The 22161-nt window shown below is 47.5% G+C and carries 22 protein-coding genes; 20 read left to right on the top strand and 2 right to left on the bottom strand.

Translation table 11 applies throughout. The features are described 5' to 3' along the window. The first annotated feature begins 118 nt into the window (after positions 1-118). The 13 genes from mnmG to IMCC21906_RS01995 all read left to right on the top strand — a co-directional run bounded on the left by mnmG (position 119) and on the right by IMCC21906_RS01995 (position 11887). The gene (gene mnmG, locus IMCC21906_RS02055) at positions 119-2011 is read left to right on the top strand and encodes a tRNA uridine-5-carboxymethylaminomethyl(34) synthesis enzyme MnmG (RefSeq protein WP_047010772.1); all 1893 of its coding nucleotides are present in this window, start codon (positions 119-121) and stop codon (positions 2009-2011) included. Beyond that, a complete protein-coding gene (gene rsmG / locus IMCC21906_RS02050) occupies positions 2012-2656 on the top strand; it encodes a 16S rRNA (guanine(527)-N(7))-methyltransferase RsmG (protein WP_047010771.1) in 645 nt (214 codons plus the stop codon). It begins immediately after the preceding gene. Between the two features lie 24 nt (positions 2657-2680). After that, complete coding sequence (locus tag IMCC21906_RS02045; RefSeq protein ID WP_082117312.1) at positions 2681-3505, top strand: ParA family protein; 825 nt, start codon at positions 2681-2683, stop codon at positions 3503-3505. Beyond that, positions 3498-4436 (top strand): ParB/RepB/Spo0J family partition protein, encoded by a 939-nt coding sequence (locus IMCC21906_RS02040; RefSeq protein ID WP_047010770.1) that lies wholly within the window; start codon positions 3498-3500, stop codon positions 4434-4436. Before IMCC21906_RS02045 ends, IMCC21906_RS02040 begins: the two co-directional genes overlap by 8 nt. A 254-nt stretch (positions 4437-4690) precedes the next feature. Continuing rightward, the gene (locus IMCC21906_RS02035; protein ID WP_047010769.1) at positions 4691-5131 is read left to right on the top strand and encodes an ATP synthase subunit I; all 441 of its coding nucleotides are present in this window, start codon (positions 4691-4693) and stop codon (positions 5129-5131) included. Positions 5132-5150: 19 nt separating this feature from the next. Then, positions 5151-6089: a F0F1 ATP synthase subunit A gene (gene atpB / locus IMCC21906_RS02030; RefSeq protein ID WP_047010768.1), complete on the top strand. Its 939-nt coding sequence runs from the start codon at positions 5151-5153 to the stop codon at positions 6087-6089. A gap of 51 nt (positions 6090-6140) precedes the next feature. Continuing rightward, entirely contained in the window at positions 6141-6380 is a 240-nt protein-coding gene (gene atpE / locus IMCC21906_RS02025; protein ID WP_022958922.1) for a F0F1 ATP synthase subunit C, read from the top strand. A 53-nt stretch (positions 6381-6433) separates the two neighbouring features. Then, positions 6434-6904 (top strand): F0F1 ATP synthase subunit B, encoded by a 471-nt coding sequence (locus IMCC21906_RS02020; protein WP_047010767.1) that lies wholly within the window; start codon positions 6434-6436, stop codon positions 6902-6904. 12 nt (positions 6905-6916) lie between these two features. Then, the gene (locus IMCC21906_RS02015) at positions 6917-7453 is read left to right on the top strand and encodes a F0F1 ATP synthase subunit delta (protein WP_047010766.1); all 537 of its coding nucleotides are present in this window, start codon (positions 6917-6919) and stop codon (positions 7451-7453) included. A gap of 31 nt (positions 7454-7484) precedes the next feature. Further along, positions 7485-9029, top strand: coding sequence for a F0F1 ATP synthase subunit alpha (gene atpA / locus IMCC21906_RS02010; protein ID WP_047010765.1), 1545 nt, complete (start codon positions 7485-7487; stop codon positions 9027-9029). Positions 9030-9090: 61 nt separating this feature from the next. After that, positions 9091-9957: a F0F1 ATP synthase subunit gamma gene (gene atpG, locus IMCC21906_RS02005; protein WP_047010764.1), complete on the top strand. Its 867-nt coding sequence runs from the start codon at positions 9091-9093 to the stop codon at positions 9955-9957. Positions 9958-10022: 65 nt separating this feature from the next. Further along, a complete protein-coding gene (atpD, locus tag IMCC21906_RS02000; protein ID WP_047010763.1) occupies positions 10023-11420 on the top strand; it encodes a F0F1 ATP synthase subunit beta in 1398 nt (465 codons plus the stop codon). A gap of 38 nt (positions 11421-11458) precedes the next feature. Beyond that, positions 11459-11887, top strand: a complete 429-nt coding sequence (locus IMCC21906_RS01995; protein ID WP_047010762.1) for a F0F1 ATP synthase subunit epsilon — start codon at positions 11459-11461, stop codon at positions 11885-11887. Positions 11888-12047: 160 nt separating this feature from the next. Here IMCC21906_RS01995 and IMCC21906_RS01990 read toward each other — a convergent pair whose 3' ends face one another. Beyond that, positions 12048-12938 (bottom strand): transporter, encoded by an 891-nt coding sequence (locus tag IMCC21906_RS01990; protein WP_052763317.1) that lies wholly within the window; start codon positions 12936-12938, stop codon positions 12048-12050. A 514-nt stretch (positions 12939-13452) separates the two neighbouring features. Between IMCC21906_RS01990 and glmU the strand changes: the two genes are divergently transcribed. The 4 genes from glmU to IMCC21906_RS17030 all read left to right on the top strand — a co-directional run bounded on the left by glmU (position 13453) and on the right by IMCC21906_RS17030 (position 17899). Beyond that, complete coding sequence (gene glmU / locus IMCC21906_RS01985; RefSeq protein WP_047010761.1) at positions 13453-14820, top strand: bifunctional UDP-N-acetylglucosamine diphosphorylase/glucosamine-1-phosphate N-acetyltransferase GlmU; 1368 nt, start codon at positions 13453-13455, stop codon at positions 14818-14820. A 54-nt stretch (positions 14821-14874) separates the two neighbouring features. Next, complete coding sequence (gene glmS / locus IMCC21906_RS01980; RefSeq protein WP_047010760.1) at positions 14875-16704, top strand: glutamine--fructose-6-phosphate transaminase (isomerizing); 1830 nt, start codon at positions 14875-14877, stop codon at positions 16702-16704. Between the two features lie 238 nt (positions 16705-16942). Further along, complete coding sequence (locus IMCC21906_RS17035; protein ID WP_231580303.1) at positions 16943-17386, top strand: hypothetical protein; 444 nt, start codon at positions 16943-16945, stop codon at positions 17384-17386. A 48-nt stretch (positions 17387-17434) separates the two neighbouring features. Continuing rightward, complete coding sequence (locus tag IMCC21906_RS17030; RefSeq protein ID WP_231580302.1) at positions 17435-17899, top strand: DUF2326 domain-containing protein; 465 nt, start codon at positions 17435-17437, stop codon at positions 17897-17899. A 71-nt stretch (positions 17900-17970) separates the two neighbouring features. Here the strand turns inward: IMCC21906_RS17030 and IMCC21906_RS01970 are convergent, their stop codons facing one another. Further along, positions 17971-18669: a GntR family transcriptional regulator gene (locus IMCC21906_RS01970; RefSeq protein WP_197085933.1), complete on the bottom strand. Its 699-nt coding sequence runs from the start codon at positions 18667-18669 to the stop codon at positions 17971-17973. A 448-nt stretch (positions 18670-19117) separates the two neighbouring features. On the opposite strand from IMCC21906_RS01970, the gene IMCC21906_RS01965 reads away from it, so the two are divergent. The 3 genes from IMCC21906_RS01965 to IMCC21906_RS01955 all read left to right on the top strand — a co-directional run bounded on the left by IMCC21906_RS01965 (position 19118) and on the right by IMCC21906_RS01955 (position 22035). Continuing rightward, positions 19118-20008 (top strand): VOC family protein, encoded by an 891-nt coding sequence (locus IMCC21906_RS01965; protein WP_047010758.1) that lies wholly within the window; start codon positions 19118-19120, stop codon positions 20006-20008. A gap of 61 nt (positions 20009-20069) precedes the next feature. Beyond that, positions 20070-21152: an alkane 1-monooxygenase gene (locus tag IMCC21906_RS01960; protein WP_047010757.1), complete on the top strand. Its 1083-nt coding sequence runs from the start codon at positions 20070-20072 to the stop codon at positions 21150-21152. Then, a complete protein-coding gene (locus IMCC21906_RS01955) occupies positions 21142-22035 on the top strand; it encodes an SDR family NAD(P)-dependent oxidoreductase (RefSeq protein ID WP_047010756.1) in 894 nt (297 codons plus the stop codon). Before IMCC21906_RS01960 ends, IMCC21906_RS01955 begins: the two co-directional genes overlap by 11 nt. The last annotated feature ends 126 nt before the right edge of the window (positions 22036-22161 follow it).

Below are 22161 nucleotides of genomic sequence, written 5' to 3'. Positions count from 1 at the left end.
ATTTATATACTTCTTTATTCTTAAAACTAACTGATTAAATTTTCATCAATTTCATTGCAGCAGCCTCTGATACCCGTATAATTTCGCCTCTTTCCATCCAGCTAAAATCAGGTGCATCGTGGATTATCCGCAAAGCTTCGACGTTATCGTTATTGGTGGTGGTCACGCCGGTACTGAGGCTGCACTGGCGGCCGCTCGAATGGGCTGTGCAACGCTGTTGTTAACCCACAACATAGAAACCTTAGGGCAAATGTCCTGTAATCCTGCAATAGGTGGCATTGGTAAAAGCCATTTGGTGAAGGAAATTGATGCCTTGGGTGGTGCCATGGCTAAAGCTACTGACTTAGGTGGCATCCAGTTCAGGGTATTAAATGCCCGTAAAGGCCCCGCTGTAAGAGCAACTCGTGCACAAGCAGATCGAGTACTTTACAAAGCCGCCGTGCGAAATCAGCTAGAAAACCAGCAAAATTTAGCGATCTTTCAACAAGCCGTCGATGACCTGATTGTTGAGGGTGAAACTGTTCGCGGCGTGGTTACCAATATCGGCTTGAAATTTTTTGCCAAAACCGTCGTCCTGACAGCAGGAACATTTTTGGGCGGTAAAATCCACATTGGTCTTGATAACCACAGTGGTGGTCGAGCAGGGGATCCACCGTCTATTGCCTTGGCTGATCGCCTTCGCGAGTTACCGTTTCGAGTAGATCGTCTAAAAACCGGTACCCCACCTCGAATAGACGCCAAAACCGTTAATTTTGATGGTCTAGAGCAACAGTGGGGCGACACACCAGAACCGGTTATGTCCTACCTTGGCAACCGCAATCAACATCCCCAGCAAGTTTGTTGTTGGATTACCCACACCAATGAGCGCACTCATGAAATTATTCGTGGTGGTTTAGATCGCTCACCCATGTATACCGGGGTGATTGAGGGTATTGGCCCACGCTACTGCCCGTCGATTGAAGACAAAGTGCATCGCTTTGCGGATAAAAACAGCCATCAAGTGTTTATTGAGCCAGAGGGAATTGGTACCCACGAGCTATACCCCAACGGCATCTCTACCAGCCTGCCTTTTGACGTGCAATTGAGCCTGGTGCGATCTATTAAGGGCTTCGAAAATGCCAATATGACCCGACCGGGTTATGCCATTGAGTATGATTTTTTTGAGCCACGAGACCTAAAATCCTCGTTGGAAACCAAATTTTTGCACGGGCTATTTTTCGCAGGGCAAATTAACGGCACCACGGGCTATGAAGAAGCGGCTGCACAGGGGCTGTTAGCCGGTGCCAATGCAGCATTGCAGGCTCAAGGCAAAGACCCTTGGTGTCCTCGTCGGGACGAAGCTTACATTGGTGTCTTGGTGGACGACCTCATCACCATGGGTACCAAAGAGCCCTATCGCATGTTTACTTCTCGGGCGGAATATCGCTTATTGCTTCGGGAAGATAATGCCGATCTGCGATTAACCGAAAAAGGCCGCGAACTGGGCTTGGTAGACGACGAGCGCTGGGCCGCGTTTTGCGAAAAACGCGAGCAAATCGCCAAAGAGCGTCAACGCCTTGCTAGCAGCTGGATTCAACCCGGTACGCCAGCGGCAGAAAAACTCTCAGAAAAAATCAGTAAACCTCTCAGTCATGAATACAACTTACTGGAATTGCTAAAGCGGCCTGAGTTGGATTATCACGATCTGGCAAATTTGTTGGGCAGTGTTGAGGCAGTGGACGAAAGCGTCGCTCAACAGCTAGAGATTGGTGTGAAGTACGCGGGATACATAGACAGGCAAAAAGACGAAATTGAGCGTCTGCGCCGGCATGAGAATACCTGTTTGCCGGTGGATTTTGACTATAGCATTGTCGAAGGGCTTTCCAACGAAGTGAAGCAAAAGCTATTGGATACCCGGCCACAAACACTGGCCCAGGCGTCCCGAATTCCCGGTGTCACTCCAGCTGCGGTCTCGCTATTACTGGTTTATTTAAAAAAACGCGGCTTGCTGGAAAAAAGGAAGTCAGCCTGAGTGAATGCCCTGGAATCACGCCTGCGTGCTGGTTGCACTGCGCTGAATCTCGTTCTTAGTGACGCGCAAATACAAGCACTGCTAGCGTATTTGGCGCTGCTGCAAAAGTGGAACAAGGCCTATAATCTCACTGCCATTCGCGACCCTGAGCAAATGCTGATTAAACATTTGCTCGACAGTCTCAGTATTACTGATTTGATTGAGGGGAGTGATTTTCTCGATGTGGGCACCGGACCGGGTTTACCCGGTATTCCTTTGGCCATTGTTTTTCCACAGCGTCAGTTTGCATTGCTGGATAGTAACGGTAAAAAAACCCGCTTTTTAATTGAAAGCAAAGCGCGTTTAGATCTAAAAAATGTGAGTGTTCACTGTCAGCGAATCGAAGACTTTGAAAGAACGCAGCAGTTTGATGGTATTCTGTCCCGGGCTTTTTCCTCTCTGAGCGATATGGCTCAGGCCTGTGGCCCGCTGCTTCGTGAATCGGGGTATTTATACGCTATGAAGGGCTTATACCCAGAGCAGGAGTTGAGTCAGCTGCCAAAACACTTTATCGTCAAGCGCTATCATTCGCTCAGTGTTCCAGGTTTGGACGAAGCTCGTCATTTGCTGCTACTCGTTCCCGACCGCGCAGCGTTTCCTGTTTGACTGCATAACCAAAAGGGACGGCTCGTGGCCAAGGTCTTTGCAATCACCAATCAAAAAGGCGGTGTCGGTAAAACGACTACTACCGTTAACCTGGCTGCGTCGCTGGCGGCGACCAAACGTCGGGTCTTGATGATTGATCTCGATCCCCAAGGCAATGCCACTATGGGTTGCGGTGTCGATAAAGACGACGTTGAATACTCTGTTTACGACGTGTTGGTGGGCGGGCGAAGTATTGCGGATACTTTGACCTACGCCGAAGACAGCGGTTTTAGTGTTGTACCGTCAAACCAAGATCTAACCGCGGCAGAAGTTGAGCTGATTAATGAAATTGGCCGGGAATTTCGTCTTAAAGAAGCATTACATCCGATATTAGATGACTATGATTATATTTTGATCGATTGTCCTCCATCGCTGAATATGCTCACCGTCAATGCTCTTGCTGCAGCTCACGGCGTAATCATTCCCATGCAGTGCGAATATTATGCCTTGGAAGGTTTAAGTGCCTTGCTCAACACAGTGAATCGGGTCAAGCAACTGATAAACCCCGAGCTGGAAGTGGAAGGTATTTTGCGCACCATGTATGACGGTCGCACCAGCTTGACCAATCAGGTTACCGACGAATTAAAACGCCATTTTGGCGATAAGGTTTATAGCACCGTTATCCCCAGAAATGTGCGGTTGGCAGAAGCCCCCAGTCATGGATTGCCTGTGTTGTATTACGACAAGCAGTCCAAAGGTGCCCTAGCCTATCTGGCATTGGCTGGAGAAATGCTGCGGCGACTTAGTACCACGCCGCCAAGTGGCGTCCTTGAAAATAACAGTGCACAGGCTGAACAGATCGATGGCTAAAAAACGAGGATTAGGACGGGGATTAGATGCCCTGCTGGGTGCATCTGCCGAACCGGTTGCGGTACAGCCCGCGCCATTGCCAGATATCACTGACAGCGGTGATGCGCCAACGCCCGCTATAACGGAACATTCGGTGTCAGAATCAGTGGTCGAAGGTAGCATGCGCAATTTGCCCATTGAATTTTTACAGCGGGGTAAATATCAGCCACGCCGGGATATGCAACCCGAAGCGCTGGAAGAACTGGCTGAATCCATCAAGTCCCAAGGCATTATGCAGCCAATTGTGGTGCGTTTGCTGGGCGTGGACCGATACGAAATTATTGCCGGCGAACGGCGCTGGCGCGCCTCCCAGCTGGCCGGATTGGACACGGTACCGGCCTTGATCCGAGAGGTCCCCGACGAGACCGCAGCGGCAATGGCGCTGATCGAAAATCTCCAGCGGGAAGACCTCAATCCGATGGAAGAAGCCCTCGCCATGGTTCGCCTGCAAAAAGAATTTGAATTGACCCACGCGGAAATAGCCCGTCTGGTGGGCAAATCCAGAACCACCATCACCAATTTGCTACGTCTGACCGGTTTGCGGGAAGAGGTACAAAAATTGCTGGAGAATGGTGATATTGAAATGGGCCACGCCCGGGCGTTGTTAGGTTTGCCCCCGGAACAGCAGTCTTCTGCGGCGAATACAGTGGTAAGCCGCGGCTTGTCGGTGCGCCAAACTGAAGCGCTGGTACGAAAATTGGTCGAAGAAAAGTCAGCCGATCAAACCAAGCCAGCAGAAAAAGATCCCGATATTCTCAAGCTTCAAGAAGAGTTATCGGAGCGAGTCGGGTCTCCCGTAGCGATTCAACATGGCAATAAGGGTCGAGGAAAGCTGGTAATTCAATACAGTAGTCTCGACGAGCTGGACGGAATTCTCGCTCATATTAAATAGCTTATATAGTATAGGGTTGTTAGCAGATACACCTGATCTGGTATAACTTTTTAAAAATGACAAAATTATGATGCTAACTACTTGATTGTAGCGGGCAAATGAAAGGGCCCAGCTTCATACTTTAGGCGCGATGTAGCTGCAAACTGGTTGATACTTAGCCAAACAGACCCTATAATTCGCCCCGCTTTTTAGACAAGCCGTTTCATCACCAAAACAGATGCCGCATCGGCAAATTGGTTAGCAATACGCAGCGTATGACACTAGTAGAGACACATATCTCAGCGCCGCACGCTGCCCATACGATTGCCAGACCGCCGTTGTTTAAAATCTATGCTTTGCAATTATTGTTGCTGGTGATGGCGAGCGTCGCAGTTTTATTTCCCTTTGATTGGGTAGAGGCGTACTCAGTATTTGCGGGCGGGTTGATTTCCATTGGACCCAATGCCTATTTTGCACGCCAAGCGTTTCGTTATTCGGGAGCGCTGTATGCCCGGGAGATTAGCCAATCCTTTTATCGAGGAGAGGCGGGGAAATATATCACCACGGTGGCTTTGTTCGCCGGGGTTTTTGCTGCGCTTTCTCCATTAAACGTGCTTTTCTTATTTTTAGCCTATTTAGCTGCGCTACTGTTAAACACTCTGTTGGTTGCCTTTTACGGCCGGGTGGAAAAACAACGTGAGCGCCGAACCGCGTAATTCAATACGAGAGTGACACATGGCAGGTGAATCCCAAACCACCGTTGGATATATCCAACACCATCTAACCAATCTCACTTTTGGCAAGCTCCCTGCCGGTTATGAGCGTGTGGACGAATCCGGACACGTTCATGAAGTGCTCAAAAACGACACCTGGACGCTGGCTCACAGCAGCGCCGAAGCCTCCGATATGGGCTTTATGGCCCTTCATGTAGATTCCATGCTTTGGTCCATTGGCCTAGGCGCATTATTCCTACTGATTTTTGCCCGCATTGCCAAGCGTGCGCACAGCGGCGTTCCTCGCGGCATGCAAAATTTTGTCGAAATGGTCGTTGGTTTTATCGACCAGACAGTAAAAGACGGCTTCCACTACAAAAATGCCATGATTGCACCGATGGCACTGACCATCTTTGTGTGGATTTTGTTGATGAATACCATGGACTTGGTACCTGTCGACTGGCTACCGTGGGCCATGGGCCAAATCACTGGCAACCCGCATTTCTTCTTTAAAGTCGTACCGACTACCGACCCCAACGTAACTTTGGGCATGGGCTTTACCGTATTTGGCTTAATGGTGTATTTCACCATCGCCAAAAAAGGTTTGATGGGCTTTGTCAAAGAACTGACCTTACACCCATTCCACCACCCCAAGTGGTTCGTGAATGTGTTCCTGGTGCCCATCAACTTTGCATTGGAAGCAATTTCTTGGGTATCCAAGCCAATCTCACTCGGTTTACGGTTGTTCGGCAATATGTACGCTGGTGAGATGATTTTTATCCTGATTGCGACTATGTTTGGTGCAGGTTTGTTACTGGGCGCATTCGCAGGTGTATTGCAGTGGGCGTGGGCCGTATTCCACATCCTCGTCATTACATTACAGGCCTTCGTCTTTATGGTGTTGACCATTGTTTATATGGCAACGGCTCACCAAATTGAAGAAGAAGACCAGTTCCACTGATTTTTTAAGCTTTACTTACTTTTTAACTTTAAATGAACTAGGAGAACTACCATGGGTTTGGCACTGATCGCTGTTTCTTTGATGATTGGTTTTGGCGCACTGGGTACTGCTATCGGCTTCGCTCTGTTGGGCGGTAAGTTGTTGGAAGGCTCTGCACGTCAGCCCGAATTGGCCCCTATGCTGCAAGGCAAAATGTTCCTGATCGCAGGTCTGCTTGATGCGGTTCCAATGATCGGTGTAGGTATCGCTATGTATGTGTTGTTCGTCGTTGTTCCCGGCCTGCCTGCCTAAGGTATCGCACGTAAACACTACGTCCAGCAAACACACATAGCAGAGGTATCGGCGTGAATATTAATCTCACACTGATTGGACAATCGATAACCTTTCTATTCTTCGTATGGTTCTGCCACGCTTTCGTTTGGAAAGCTATCCGCAGCGCGATGGAAGAAAGAGAGAAGCAGATTGCCGACGGTTTAGATGCCGCAGATCGTGCCGGCCGTGATCTTGAGCTCGCTCAAGAAAAAGCCGCCAAACAACTGCGCGAGGCAAAAGCAGAAGCAGCAGGCATCATTGATGCTGCTAATAAACGAGCCAGTCAAATCGTTGAAGAAGCAAAAGACACTGCACGCACTGAGGGCGATCGCCTGAAAGCGTCTGCACAAGCTGAAGTTGAACAAGAAGTGAATCGTGCAAAAGAAGCACTGCGTTCACAGGTTGCGACACTGGCTTTTGCGGGTGCTGAGAAGATCCTCGAAGCGTCAATCGATGAGTCTGTTCACAAAGACATGGTCGACAAGCTGGCCGCAGGCCTATAAGCGAGGTTGATCATGGCTGAATTGAGCACAATGGCAAGACCGTATGCCAAGGCGGCGTTTGAACACGCCCTGGCATCATCTGCGTTAGCAGAGTGGTCTACTATGCTGGCAACTGCAGCGGCAGTTTCTAGCAGTGAGGCGGTAGAAAAATTGCTGTCATCACCGTCAAAGACTACTGACGAACAGGCGCAGAGCTTTATAGAAGTCTGTGGCGACGCGCTTAACGCAGGTGGTCAAAATTTCATCAGGATTCTCGCAGAGAACAAACGCTTGAGTTTGCTACCGCTAATCAGCGAGTTGTTTGAAGCACAAAAAGCCATCCAAGAACAAACTGTAGATGTGGAATTAACCACTGCACTGGCACTAGACCCCGAGTCTGAAAAACGCCTAGCAGAGAAATTGCGTGAGAAGTTAAAGCGCGAGATCAAAATCCACAACCAAGTCGACCCCAAGTTATTAGGTGGTGTCGTGGTACGGGCAGGTGACTTGGTAATTGATGGCTCGGTGCGCGGTCGCTTGGCGAAACTCGCTGAAGCATTAACTTCCTGAGCGTTTAGAGAATAGGATTGAGGAACAGAGCATGCAGCAACTGAATCCATCCGAGATTAGCGATATTATCAAGCAGCGCATCGATCAGTTAGATGTATCTGCCCAAGCCCAAAATGAGGGCACGGTAGTATCGGTATCCGACGGTATCGTACGTATCCACGGTTTGACCGAGGTAATGTACGGCGAAATGATCGAATTTGAAGGCGGCCACTTTGGCATGGCCCTTAACCTAGAGCGCGACTCCGTCGGTGCTGTAGTGTTGGGCGATTACCTCAGTATCGCAGAAGGCCAGACCTGTAAATGTACTGGCCGTATCCTGGAAGTTCCCGTTGGCCCTGAACTGCAAGGCCGCGTAGTGAACGCTCTGGGTAGCCCTATTGATGGCAAAGGCCCTGTCGACGCCAAAGAAACTGACGCGATAGAGAAAGTGGCCCCCGGTGTTATCTGGCGTCAATCAGTAGACCAGCCTGTACAGATTGGTCTGAAAGCGGTTGATTCTATGGTACCCATCGGCCGTGGTCAGCGTGAGCTGATTATCGGTGACCGCCAGATTGGTAAAACCGCTATTGCGGTTGACGCCATTATCAACCAAAAAGATTCTGGGATTAAATGTATCTACGTTGCGATAGGCCAAAAAGCTTCATCCATCGCAGCCGTAGTACGTAAACTAGAAGAACATGGCGCGATGGACCACACGGTTATCGTTGCGGCCACCGCGTCTGATCCCGCTTCTATGCAGTTTATTGCTCCCTTCACAGGTTGCACTATCGGTGAGTACTACCGTGACCGCGGTGAAGACGCGTTGATCATCTATGATGATTTGACTAAGCAAGCATGGGCCTATCGTCAGATCTCCCTGTTGCTGCGTCGTCCGCCAGGCCGTGAAGCTTACCCCGGTGACGTTTTCTACCTCCACTCGCGTCTGCTAGAGCGTGCTGCTCGGGTATCTGCTGATTACGTTGAGAAATTTACCGACGGTAAAGTGACAGGCAAAACCGGTTCTTTGACCGCACTGCCTATCATCGAAACTCAGGCAGGTGACGTATCGGCTTTCGTACCGACTAACGTTATCTCTATCACCGACGGTCAGATCTTCCTTGAAGCTGACATGTTCAACTCCGGTATTCGTCCGGCAATGAACGCGGGTGTTTCGGTATCGCGTGTAGGTGGTTCTGCTCAGTCTAAAGTAATTAAGAAGCTGTCTGGTGGTATTCGTACCGCGCTGGCTCAATACCGCGAGCTGGCGGCATTCTCTCAGTTTGCTTCTGATCTGGATGAAGCAACCAAAGCCCAGCTGTCTCAGGGTGAGCGTGTTACTGAGCTGATGAAGCAGAAACAGTACAGCCCAATGAGTATTGCCGATATGGCACTGTCTTTGTACTGCGCAAACGAAGGTCACCTGAAAGATATCGACGTTGCCAAAGTACTGGATTTTGAAAGTGCGGTTATTTCTTTCGCCCACGCAGAATACAGCGCGGTAATGAAAGAAATTAACGATACAGGTAGCTGGAACGACGACTTGGAAGGCAAGTTCAAAGAACTGGTTGAGAAGTTCAAGTCAACGCAAACTTGGTAATTCGGATCTGCTGCAATGACTGCTAGTCGCTGCAGCATTTCTGCTTTGAGGATTTTGAATCATGGCAGGTGCAAAAGAAATACGCACCCAGATTTCCAGCATCAAGAGCACGCAAAAGATTACTAGCGCCATGGAAATGGTGGCCGCCAGTAAAATGCGCAAAGCTCAAGATCGTATGGAAGTGGGTAAACCCTACGCGCAGCGCATGCGCGCGGTGGTTGGGCATATCGCCAATGCAAATCCCGAATACCGCCACCAGTACATGGAAGAGCGCGACGTTAAGCGCGTTGGCTTTGTGATTGTTTCTACAGACCGCGGCCTATGTGGCGGCTTGAACACCAATATGTTCAAAGCTGCGCTCAAAGGCATGAAGCAGTGGTCTGAGCAATCTGTAGAAGTTGACCTCTGCTTGGTGGGCGCCAAGGCGCAAGGCTTCTTTAAAAATTTCGGCGGCAACGTGGTTGCCTCAGTGAGAGACATAGGCGAAGCGCCTTCGGTTTCAGACCTGATTGGCAGCGTTAAAGTCATGCTAGAAGCCTACAGCGAAGGCAAAATTGACCGCTTGTTTTTGGTAGGGAATGAGTTTGTGAACACCATGACTCAAAACCCGTTTGTACGTCAGTTATTGCCCCTGGAAGCGGAACAGGATGATGCGCTTAAGCATCACTGGGATTATATCTACGAACCTACTCCGGAAGAATTACTGGAAGGGCTTTTGACTCGTTACGTTGAGTCGCAGGTTTACCAGACCGTAGTAGAAAACGGCGCCTGTGAACAGGCTGCACGAATGATCGCAATGAAAAGCGCTACCGATAATGCGGGCGATATCATTGACGGCTTGCAGCTGGTTTACAACAAAGCCCGTCAGGCAGCAATTACCCAAGAGTTGTCAGAAATTGTAAGTGGCGCGGCGGCGGTATCGTCTTAATCCTTGAGATTAGACGGGCCCGGAAATAGATTTCGAAATTTTAAGGTTTTTAAGAGGAACCGGACATGAGCAGCGGACGTATCGTACAAGTCATCGGCGCCGTTATCGACGTGGAATTTCCACGCGATGCGGTACCGCAGGTTTATGACGCGTTGACAGTGACTGACAGCGGTTTGACCCTTGAAGTGCAGCAGCAGTTGGGCGACGGCGTAGTACGCGCCATCGCACTAGGCTCTTCAGAAGGTCTTCGTCGCGGTCTTGACGTCAACAACACCAAAGAAAAAATCAAAGTACCCGTGGGTGTTGAAACCCTGGGACGCATCATGGACGTACTCGGTAACCCTATCGATGAGTGCGGTCCTATTGGTGAAAAAGAGCGTATGGAAATTCACCGTAAGGCACCTGCCTACGAAGAATTAGCCGCCTCTTCAGATATCCTCGAAACCGGCATCAAGGTTATCGATCTGGTTTGTCCTTTCGCCAAGGGTGGTAAAGTTGGTTTGTTCGGTGGTGCCGGTGTTGGTAAAACCGTCAACATGATGGAACTGATCAACAACATCGCGACTGAGCACAGCGGCTTGTCCGTATTTGCCGGTGTGGGTGAGCGGACTCGTGAAGGTAACGACTTCTACCACGAGATGCAGGAAGCTGGCGTTGTTAACGTTGAAGAATTCAGCAAATCTAAAGTTGCGATGGTTTACGGCCAGATGAATGAGCCCCCAGGCAACCGTCTGCGCGTTGCTCTGACAGGTCTGACCATGGCGGAGAAATTCCGTGATGAAGGTCGTGATGTACTGTTCTTCGTCGATAACATCTACCGTTACACACTGGCCGGTACCGAAGTATCTGCACTGTTGGGTCGTATGCCATCAGCGGTAGGTTATCAGCCAACACTGGCAGAAGAGATGGGTGTTCTTCAGGAGCGTATTACCTCCACCAAGACGGGTTCTATCACGTCTATCCAGGCGGTATATGTACCTGCAGATGACTTGACTGACCCCTCGCCAGCCACCACCTTTGCTCACTTGGACTCAACGGTAACATTGAGCCGGGACATCGCGTCTAAAGGTATTTACCCTGCGGTAGATCCACTGGACTCTACATCTCGTCAGCTCGACCCGCTGATCATTGGTGCTGAGCATTACGAAGTGGCCCGTGGTGTACAGATGGTCTTACAGCGCTTTAAAGAGCTGAAAGACATCATCGCCATTTTGGGTATGGATGAACTGTCTGAAGAAGACAAAAAGACTGTTGAACGCGCTCGTAAAATCGAACGCTTCCTGTCTCAGCCTTTCCACGTTGCAGAAGTCTTCACCGGTAGCCCAGGTAAGTATGTATCTTTGAAAGATACCATTACTGGCTTTAAAGGCATTCTTGCTGGTGACTACGATCACCTGCCAGAGCAGGCTTTCTACATGGTCGGCACCATTGAAGAAGCAGTTGAGAAAGCAGGTAAATTGTAAGCTCGCTTTGCGAGCTTCACGCCTAAGAGGCAGAAGATATGGCTATGACTATTCACTGTGACATTGTAAGCGCCGAAGCAGAAATTTATTCTGGCCGTGCCAAATTAATTGTCGCGAACGGTGTTGATGGTGACCTGGGTGTCACCTACGGTCACGCGCCTCTGCTTACCTCGTTAGAGCCTGGTCCGGTTCGTGTTGTGTTGGACAGCGGTGAAGAATTGATCTACTACGTATCCGGTGGCTTCCTGGAAGTGCAGCCCAACGTAGTCAGCATTCTTGCCGATACGGCACTGCGCGCCGGCGACTTAGACGAGGCCGCTGCCCTGGAAGCCCAGAAGCAGGCACAGCAAGATATGATGAACCAAAGTGGCGACATCGACTACGGCCGTGCGGCCGCTCAGTTGGCCGCGTCTTCGGCTCAACTTCGTACCTTGCAGCAGATTCGCAAGACTATGAACAAAAGCTAATTTATTTAGATTTTGTTTAAAAAGGCAGCTTCGGCTGCCTTTTTTTATGCGAGGAAATTAGAGAAGAAATGGCATTATTGTTATAGAAATAATTGGCTACAACGACAAAAAATAATTATAAAAAGCCTGAAGTCGGTTAAAAACCAAAGCATCCAGGCTATTAAAAGGCGTACAGAAACCGTAGATAAAGACCATGATCCATGCGGAAACCATTCTCGACCTTTAAGTCACGTTTATAGAGGGCGATGATTTGATGCGCCGGAGTGATATTCAGGGTAGCTCCCACTTCAAAACGCCAATCATTTTTCTCATTCTCAAGCGCAACCCCAGATACTTTTTCTTCGCCGCCATAGGTATACGTTAAGCCGGTACTAATTTTCCAATGGCCATTAATGATGCGACTTAGCTTTGTTTGCAATTGATACAAGGGAGCTTGTTCAAGTAACTGTGATGTCGGTCCAAACTCATCATTGTCACCAAAGTAGCTGACATCAGCGGCATAATCCACAAGATAACGTGGACCAAGCGCAACAGTCCCCCCGGCTTGCAAAGCCACTTTGTAGCGGTTTTCACCAAGATTTAAAGGGGAGCGTTTATCGTAGCTGCCAGTGGGTAAAAACAGGTAGGGGATAATAGTAAAGTATTGGCCACTGGCAGGCTTATTAACCAACCAGGCTGCTGCAGTAATTAACAGGTCGCCAGTGCCACCTTCACCGCCTAAATTCGAGTTATCTCTACGGCCCTCCAGGCGACCAAAAGGCAGGATAAATTGGGGATCAAAGGTTATCCCCTTATATTCCATAAAATGTACGACCCGGAGCAGATTAACATTAGTACGAAGCCCTGCATTAATGGGCAGTTTGTTGCCATCACTGTATAGAGAATTGAAGCTGGAAAACTGGTTGTACATTAGTACTAGGTTGGTACCGGGTGGTGCTGCAATAAAATCAGCCGGATCAAGTTCCAGTGCGTGAAGCGAAGATGAAAGAAAACCGTTAACGATAAAAATTGGAAGAAAAAAGTGGAGGAGAAAACGTTTCAAGCCATGCATTAATATTTGCCCTATAAGGTGCAATTAAGCACCGTCCTTTTCATGTTTGCAGATGAGTACGACTGCCACCCCCAAGGGCACCTGCAGCTGCGTGGCGCATCCTACACAAAGCGTTAGAAACGAGAAAGAGTTTTGAAGAAATAACGGGTCATATTCGGAAATTAATTAATTTTAAAAAATAGTGTTTTAAATCAGTAGTTTGCAAAATCTGCTTAACCGAAGTCCGTCACCAGTCAGAAACAAGAAAGACCTGCCTTGAAAAAGCGACGCTAATAAAATAGAAACTGTTGGATAATGGCGACAAATGCACAGATCGTGGCAATAATAGCGGGTTTTTAGCGCAGATCATGGATAACTTTTTTCGTGGCATTGTGTCCAACACGGCGATGAGTTGAAACCGCGACCTTATTGCTGGGTGAAAACCTGGTCTGCAAAGCTGCAAAGACGTGGCCAGCTAGAAGAGCATTGGTTACCATTCCTAGCTTTGGGTCGCCTTTAAGCAAGGAACTGTTTTATGTCACTGGAAATCGTCATCCTCGCCGCCGGAAAAGGCACCCGTATGAAGTCAAGCCAGCCCAAGGTGCTGCATAAACTTGCTGGCAAATCCCTGCTGCAATGGGCAATCGAAGCTGCGTTGCAAGTAGGTGCAGAAAAGATCCATGTGGTGGTCGGTCACGGTGCAGATCAGGTAAAACAAGCGATTGATATACCCCAGGTAAACTGGGTGGAGCAACGTGAACAGAACGGCACCGGCCACGCCGTGGCACAAGCACTGCCACATATCTCTAAGGACGCAACGGTTGCTGTATTATACGGCGATGTTCCCTTAATCTCGGCCGCTACGCTGCAGGATTTATTGAACAAAGTAAGCGATCAGAGCTTGGCGCTGCTGACGGCAAGCCTCGATAATCCCAATGGCTACGGACGTATTGTTCGCAATAATAATGGCGATGTTATTCGCATTGTTGAGCAAAAAGATGCCGGTGCAGAACAGCTGACCATCAATGAAGTGAACACAGGCATTCTTGCCGCGTCGGCGTCCTCCTTTAACCGCTGGTTGCCTGCCCTGAAGTCAGATAATGCTCAAGGCGAATATTATCTTACTGACACCATTGCAATGGCTGTGTCTGAGGGCTATCAGATTGCAGTGGCGCAACCCACTAGCGAACTGGAGATTCAGGGTGTCAACAGTCGGGTGCAGCTTCAGGAGCTTGAACGAGCATTGCAGTTGCGCCGTGCCCAACAATTGATGGAAGCGGGCGTCACCCTGGCAGATGCTGGCAGAATTGATATTCGTGGCACCTTGTCCTGCGCATCTGATGTGAGCATAGATGTGAACTGTGTGTTTGAAGGCAATGTAGAAATTGCCGAGAACTGTAAAATAGGTCCCAACTGTGTATTGGTAGACTGCAAGATAGAAGAGGGGGTAGAAGTGAAAGCCAACTCCATGATCGAAGACAGTCACCTTGCCGCCAATTGTATCATCGGTCCCTTTGCTCGATTGCGTCCTGGCACCGTGTTGGCTGAAGAGGTTCGCATTGGTAACTTTGTTGAGGTAAAAAAATCCACCTTTGCCAAAGGCAGCAAAGCCAATCACCTAAGCTATATTGGTGACAGTGAGCTAGGCAGTGGTGTCAATGTTGGTGCCGGTACCATTACTTGCAACTATGACGGCGTAAACAAACATCAAACTAAAGTGGGTGACAATGCCTTTATCGGCTCTAATACGGCATTGGTTGCGCCGGTCAATGTTGGTGTCGGCGCGACCATTGGCGCAGGCTCCACCATAACCGGCAATATTGCCGACGGCGAACTGGCCGTTGCCCGAGGCAAACAGCGTAATATTACAGGTTGGAAGCGGCCAACTAAAAAACAGCCGTAACTACCGTTGTCAAAGTAGCCACCGTTGTAAAAACAGATGTAAAAAGGAATCACTATGTGTGGAATCGTAGGCGCTGTCGCTCAGCGTGAAGTGTCGGCAATATTGTTAGAAGGTTTGCGGCGCTTAGAATATCGCGGCTACGATTCTGCAGGCATGGCGGTCATCGATACCGACAGCACTATGTCGGCCTTAAAGCGAGTCGGCAAAGTATCGGCGCTGACCGAAGCTTTAGATAGCAGTCCACTGCCGGGGCATACTGGCATTGCTCACACCCGCTGGGCAACCCACGGTCAACCCTCAGAGAAAAACGCCCATCCCCACCAATCCGAAAAATTATCGTTGGTGCACAACGGCATTATTGAAAACCATGCAGCCCTTAAAGAGCGTCTTGAAGGACTGGGTTACGAATTCCAATCGCAAACCGATACCGAGACGATTGTTCATTTAGTGCATCACTATTATCAACAACAACGAGATTTGTTGGGTGCAGTAAAGTTGGCGGTTACAGAACTTGAAGGTGCCTATGGTTTGGCGGTGATCCATGCGGATCAACCGGATCGCTTGGTGTGTGCTCGAAAGGGTAGTCCGTTGGTGATTGGTATTGGTATTGGTGAAAACTTTATTGCCTCTGATCAACTGGCATTACGACAAGTTACAGATCGTTTTGCCTATCTTGAAGAAGGTGATATTGCCGAAGTAGCGGCAGGCCATTTTCGGGTATGGGACGAGCACAACGAACCAGTTATTCGCACCGTAAATCAGATTGATACCGCGGCGGAGTCTGCAGACAAAGGCAGTTATCGCCATTACATGCTAAAAGAAATTTACGAGCAGCCCGAGGTGATTCGCCGCAGCTTGGCAGGCCGTTTAGGAAGCCGTAAGGTCTTGGCCGAAGCCTTGGGTGCAAAAGCGGGAGAGATACTTTCTTCAATAGAAACTGTACAGATTGTAGCCTGCGGCACTAGCTATCACGCCGGCATGATAGCTAAATATTGGATAGAGGGTTATGCGGGTTTAACTTGCCGTGTTGAAGTGGCCAGTGAATTCCGCTACCGAAAATTTAAAGTTCAGCCCAATACCTTACTGGTTACTATCTCCCAGTCGGGTGAAACCGCCGATACCTTGGCAGCTTTAAGGCTGGCAAAAACCTTAAATTACGCCGCTACTTTGGCTATCTGCAATGTTAACCAAAGTTCTTTGGTACGGGAGTCAGATTTATTTTTGATGACAGAAGCCGGGCCAGAAATTGGTGTGGCCTCTACCAAAGCTTTTACCACTCAGTTAGTCGCCCTGATCTTGTTAACGGTCGCCCTTGGTCGTTACCATGACCTGAGCGAACAACAAGAAGAAACGATTGTTGCAGCCCTTCATGCCTTGCCGGAGCTGCTTAGCGAAACCCTGACGTTGGATGACGATATTAAAAACATGTCCAATGCCTTTGCTGAAAAGCAACATGCATTATTTCTTGGCCGGGGTGTGCAGTGGCCGGTGGCAATGGAAGGGGCGTTAAAGCTGAAAGAAATTTCGTATATTCACGCAGAAAGCTATCCGGCGGGTGAGCTAAAACACGGTCCATTGGCACTAGTCGATGGCGATATGCCGGTTATTGCAGTCGCACCCAATGATGAATTGTTAGAAAAACTGAAGTCGAATCTTCAAGAAGTGCAGGCTCGGGGTGGACAATTATTTGTTTTTGCCGACAAATCGACGGGTTTTAAAGAAGCGCCGGGCTTAGATATTATTGAGTTGCCCCATGTAGACGATATTATCGCACCAATTATTTATACTATTCCCCTTCAGTTATTGTCTTATCATGTTGCGATTTTAAAAGGCACAGATGTCGATCAACCCAGAAATTTGGCCAAGTCTGTAACAGTAGAATAAACAAAAAATCGCCTCACAGTGTTGTGTAGATTGACAAAAAACCATCATACTAAACAAAAAACTATCATACTAAACAAAAAACTATCATACTATTGCGTTTTCAAGCTATGCTTAATCTATATGGCATAGCTTGGATGCTTCAATATGAACCCTAAAACTTCCTTCCTAAGTCCCTTTCCTAAAGAGATCAAAGGCCTTCTTAAACCGGCCATACTAAAAAGGTTACAGAAGGAAAAGTGTGGCCAAGGATTCGGCAAAGATTATAAGCCCTTTGTTGGAGGAAGATCAGATTTTATTTAATCCGGAGGACGCACAACGCTTATTTGAGGAGGCGGGTGTCCTTTTCAAGGGGCAGGTCAAGAAGGACTTTCAGCAATTGATCGCCTTCAATCGGGCGATAACGGATGAGCGCCGTGGCTATCTTCAGGAGGAGCGTGGTGAGATCGAAGCTGAACTGAAATGTGTTAGCGCTGAACTTGGGGCGCTGGGGAAAAAGCGCTCGGACATGCTTTCATTTTTGAGCGAAACCGACGTTTTCGGAAAATTTAGACAAGTTTCTGACGAAATGGTAACACTGCGTGCAGACATCACATCCTTAGAGCGCCAACGAGGCTTTTTGCACCGTTTACAAGAGTTACGCACAGACATTAGAGCGTTAACTGAATCGCGTGGTCATCTGTAAACCCAAATAGAGGTTGATGTCGAGAAACAGAACTCGGACCCGGATAGTTTGTTTTCGTCGATTCGAGTTTTTTTCAGCGAAATTGTTGAAGAAATGATCGACAGAAAGGCATTGTTGAGTGTTTCTCCAAATCAGGCGGGGCACCTTGAGTTCAAGGCGGAGATTTTGGATGAGTCGGGTAATGCGACCAGCGCCGACCTTGGGTACACTTATCGCAAGTTACTGTGTATTGCCTTCGATCTTGCAGTTTTACGTGCGCATCTCGACGACAAATTCCCACGTTTTGTCTATCACGATGGTGTATTCGAGTCATTAGATGATCGCAAGAAGGAGAATCTTATAGCGGTCATTCGTCGATACACTGAACTGGGGTTACAGCCTATCATCACGCTGATCGATTCGGACTTGCCGGGGCGTACCGATGATGAGCCAGTTTTCGCGGCAGAAGAAATCGTCGTGACATTGCACGATGAAGGTGAGCGGGGACGGTTATTCAAGTTCAAAGCATGGTGATGGTCGGGAGCCATCTTTCTACATTCCGCACCACTGACGGATGCCATATGATATAAAGTAGTGAAGATACTTTATATCAAGTCGATGGCTTCAAGCTTACCTACGATATGTTTTTCCATCAGTTTTTCAGCAATATCTGCGTTCCGAGATGCTATCGCGATAGCAATGTCATTTCTCTCGTTTGTCAGTTTAAGTGCCGCCTTATGAGTAACTGATGGGTTACCTTGCCACAAGAAAAAGTTTGAGAGTTTACGGAGGCTGGATAATTTATATTCCAACAACGGAGTTTTTGCCATTTTCCAGATAAAGTCATGATATTTGTCTATATACTGAATGTAGGCTGTTCGGGATACTAGTTTATCGAGGCTATCAATGGTTTGGGCTGGTTTGATGGCTTGTAAAAGCTGAGCCTCGCCGTCTTTATGTCTTGAGCAAGCCATTCTAACTACGCAGCTTTCAAGTTTGCTTAAAACCATAAAAAAATCAATTACTTCAGATGCTTTTGGACGCACGACATGGCAGCCTACTTGCGGAGAGACTTCTAGGTAGCCGGACGCTCTTAAATGAGAAATTGCCACACTAACTGGCTGTCTACTAACGTTAAACTCCTCAGCAATTTGTTGAAAGGACAGTTTTTGCCCGGCATCGTAGTAGCCAAGAGTGAGCCTTTGCTCAAGTAATGATGCAATTTGTCCCGCTTTTCCAGTTGGAAAGCCTATGCGACTTCGATCAGGTTGGATGCTTGAAGCATCTAATAAGTAATTTGCCATTAGGGTGGAGTCCAACATTGGAAGCAGACGCATGGCTACAATTTGTAGCTTAGATTTAAAGACGATAAATCTATCATGCATTCAGCTATTTATCACTAGGAGAACGTGTAGTGATGCAAGAATCCTATTGTGTAGCGCCAGCCTACAAATATAATCGGTATAGATATTATATGGCTGGTTGAAGCGCGACACGCAAAATTGATGCCTGCGGATAAAGTCATATATCGATTTTTGAAACTGAGGTGAGCAGTGTATTGACCAATCCCAGTGGCAGTGGCAGTGGCAGGTTAGTGGTATGAAAATTCTAACTTAGCGTGAGGTCGGAATCATAACTTTAGGAAGTTTGACAGGCGCCAAACTAGCATGCTAGCATTTGTAAGAACTTAAGCAGATGTTGTTTTGAGTTAAATGAAAACGACGATAATTAATAATAGTGAGTGAGAAGTGTATGGCAAAGGTAACTGAGCTTGGGTATATGGGTTTGAGTATTTCGGATGCTGATGCTTGGAAAAGTTATGCTACGAGTTGCCTTGGTATGGAGCTGCTGGAAAGCGAAGTTGCCGATACATTCTATCTAAGGATGGACTATTGGCATCACCGTATAGAATTGCGTGTCGGTAGTGAGGATGACCTCGCCTATTTGGGTTGGAGAGTAGCTGGCGCAGCTGAGTTAAGTGCTATGGCGGTTAAGCTTTCAGAAGCGGGAATCGCATATAAGGTAGGAAGTTCGGCTGAGGCCAAAGAGCGGCGTGTTCTGGGGTTGATTAAGACCCGGGATCCAGCGGGTGTTCCAACGGAAATATTTTACGGTCCACAGGTTGATGGTCATCTGCCGCTTTACCCTGGTCGTCGAATGCATAGTGGGTTTGTTACCGATGATATGGGGATGGGGCATGCGCTCGTAGCAAGTGACGATCCAATCGCGTCATATAAGTTCTATGAGCTTCTGGGCTTGAGTGGGTCAATCGAGTATCACTTGAAAACCCCTGATGGAGTGGCGAAGCCAATATTCATGCATTGCAATAATCGACAGCATTCTATTGCATTCGGAGTTCCAAGCCAAAAACTACTAAATCATTTCATGATCGAATACCGTTCTCTTGATGACTTAGGTATGGCCCATGACATTATTCGTACAAAGAAAATTGATGTTGCGCTTAATCTTGGAAAACATGCAAATGATCAGGCTTTAACTTTCTATTCGGCAACGCCTTCTGGATGGTTGATGGAGTTGGGGTGGGGTGGCGTGGTGGCGTCATCGCAGCAGCAATACCACGAGAATGATGTTTTTGGACACCAAATTGAGGCGTCCGGAATGGGATTGGATGTCGAACTTTAATTTTTAATCAAATAATAATATTTCTTATGTGATTAATGATAAATAGAATTTGGTGATAATAATGAAAGATTACATAATATATTACCTTTCCCCGCTGACAATATTGGTAAGTGTTGTTGGTCTGGTTTTAGGGGGAGGATATGTCTGGCTAGGATTAGCAACGTTACCTGCTTTAGCGTTGGGTGATGCAATTCTCCCCAGAGATTTAAGAACACGAAATATCAAAATAATGTGGCTAGCCTACGTTCCAGTAGTTATTACTTCGATACTGGCTGCATCCGCCTATTTTCTATTATCTATGCGAGTGGGTGAAGGTGGTTTAACGGCCTTTAATACAATTGGCGCTGTGATTTCTACAGGTTGGACAGCAACTATCGTAGGTATACCTGCTTTCCATGAAATGTTCCATCGCAGAGATTCTTTTTTAAGAAATTTTGGATTGTGTTTTCAGGTGTTCTATATGGATCCCACTCGGGACATAGCGCATGTGGTTGGGCATCATATTGATGTAGGGACCAATAAAGATGGTGATACTGCAAGGCGCGGTCAATCTCTGTATGCATTTGGAGTTGAGGCGATGATACATAGTTTTGTGACGTCGCAGCGCATGGAGTCTGATTCAATGGAGAGAAGAGGGTTTGGCCGGTGGTCTATCCGTCATAGAATTTGGAAAGGGCTTGCAGCATTAATTGTGTTTGGGGTTGTGATGTTCCTAATTGGTGGGTGGCAAGGAATGGCGGCTTGCTATGTAGCTGGTATCCTCGCTCGATTTTTATTGGAAGCGTTTAACTACTTTCAGCATTATGGTCAGGTGCGAGTAGAGGGTGAGCCTATAGAAAAGCGCCATGTATGGAATCATCTTGGTGCGTTAAGTCGTGCAATGACATTTGAGATCACAAATCACGCTGATCATCATCTAAATTCATATATGCCATATTATGAGTTAAAACCTGATGTGGATGCGGTGAAGCTGCCTAGTGTATTTACTTGTTTTATGGCGGCAATTATACCGCCAGTGTGGACAAAATTTATCATTATGCCGGCGCTACGTGAGTGGGATCTAAATCATGCGAATGATAGTGAGCGTGCTATCGCCAAAACTCAGAATAAGGCGGCGGGCTGGCCCGATTGGTTTGCTAATTAAAAATATCTTTAACTTTATAGGTATCAATTTTAAAAATTATACAGGGCTTGCTATGAATGACTTGCGTGGAAAAGTAGTAGTAGTGATGGGAGGGGCGAGTGGTATCGGCGAGTCTTGTGTAAATAAGCTTTCTGATCTTGGTGCAAAAGTGATGATTGCAGATATAAATGAAGGGGTTGGTATAGAGCTCAAAAATCGCATAAAAAGTAAAGGCGGCGAAGTTGAGTTCTTTAAATTAGATATTTTTTATGAAGATCAAATAAAAGGTCTATTCGATTTTACAGCAATGACATATTCAAGAGTGGATGTACTTATTAATAGTGTGGGTGTGCCTCGTACAGTTGCTCCAGATAGTGAAATTAAAGATATGTTGGTGGAAGACTGGAATAAGACATTATGGGCCCATGCGACTAGTGCAATGTTAGCCTGTAAATATGTATTGCAACATATGATAGATGCTGGTGGTGGTGCCATTGTCAATATTTCTTCCGCTGCATCGCGTTTTGCTACGGTCGATTTGGCAGCTTATAGTGCTTCAAAAGCGGCAGTGAATCAATTAAGTAAAGAGGTTGCAGTCACGTATGGCCGCAATAATATTCGCTGCAATGTTGTGGTGCCAGGCGCTGTATTAACAGAGCGAGGACGAAAGACATTGGATAATGGAGCATTTGAATTGTTTGCAACAGAAACTCCGTTACCACGAATTGCGTCGCCGTCTGATATTGCAAATGTAGCTATATTTTTGGCGTCAGATATGTCAGCTATGGTGACGGGGCAGGCCATCGATGTTGATGGCGGTATGATGAGTAAGTTGCCTTATTGGTTGCCGAAGATGAGAAGTAGCCGAGGAGATTTTTTTGATAAGACTACTTGCCAGCTTTAATTAAATATCGGAAGCCGATGTATTATTTCGTAGCAAACTATGTACTACAATAATAGAAAATAAATAAAATTCAGGCTAGTCACCCATAAACTGACATGCTAGCATTACTAAAATAAAATCGAGATT

The organism is Spongiibacter sp. IMCC21906, assembly GCF_001010805.1.
GTDB lineage: Bacteria > Pseudomonadota > Gammaproteobacteria > Pseudomonadales > Spongiibacteraceae > Spongiibacter.
This window is presented reverse-complemented; position numbering and strand designations above follow the sequence as displayed.

Coding starts and splice junctions, on each gene's coding strand:
- IMCC21906_RS02040 (WP_047010770.1), top strand. CDS start 3,498: ATGGCTAAAAAACGAGGATTAGGACGGGGATTAGATGCCCTGCTGGGT.
- IMCC21906_RS01960 (WP_047010757.1), top strand. CDS start 20,070: ATGAAAGATTACATAATATATTACCTTTCCCCGCTGACAATATTGGTA.
- IMCC21906_RS01965 (WP_047010758.1), top strand. CDS start 19,118: ATGGCAAAGGTAACTGAGCTTGGGTATATGGGTTTGAGTATTTCGGAT.
- atpG (WP_047010764.1), top strand. CDS start 9,091: ATGGCAGGTGCAAAAGAAATACGCACCCAGATTTCCAGCATCAAGAGC.
- IMCC21906_RS02035 (WP_047010769.1), top strand. CDS start 4,691: ATGACACTAGTAGAGACACATATCTCAGCGCCGCACGCTGCCCATACG.
- atpA (WP_047010765.1), top strand. CDS start 7,485: ATGCAGCAACTGAATCCATCCGAGATTAGCGATATTATCAAGCAGCGC.
- IMCC21906_RS01970 (WP_197085933.1), bottom strand. CDS start 18,669: ATGGCAAATTACTTATTAGATGCTTCAAGCATCCAACCTGATCGAAGT.
- IMCC21906_RS01990 (WP_052763317.1), bottom strand. CDS start 12,938: ATGCATGGCTTGAAACGTTTTCTCCTCCACTTTTTTCTTCCAATTTTT.
- IMCC21906_RS02015 (WP_047010766.1), top strand. CDS start 6,917: ATGGCTGAATTGAGCACAATGGCAAGACCGTATGCCAAGGCGGCGTTT.
- atpB (WP_047010768.1), top strand. CDS start 5,151: ATGGCAGGTGAATCCCAAACCACCGTTGGATATATCCAACACCATCTA.
- IMCC21906_RS01995 (WP_047010762.1), top strand. CDS start 11,459: ATGGCTATGACTATTCACTGTGACATTGTAAGCGCCGAAGCAGAAATT.
- glmU (WP_047010761.1), top strand. CDS start 13,453: ATGTCACTGGAAATCGTCATCCTCGCCGCCGGAAAAGGCACCCGTATG.
- atpE (WP_022958922.1), top strand. CDS start 6,141: ATGGGTTTGGCACTGATCGCTGTTTCTTTGATGATTGGTTTTGGCGCA.
- atpD (WP_047010763.1), top strand. CDS start 10,023: ATGAGCAGCGGACGTATCGTACAAGTCATCGGCGCCGTTATCGACGTG.
- glmS (WP_047010760.1), top strand. CDS start 14,875: ATGTGTGGAATCGTAGGCGCTGTCGCTCAGCGTGAAGTGTCGGCAATA.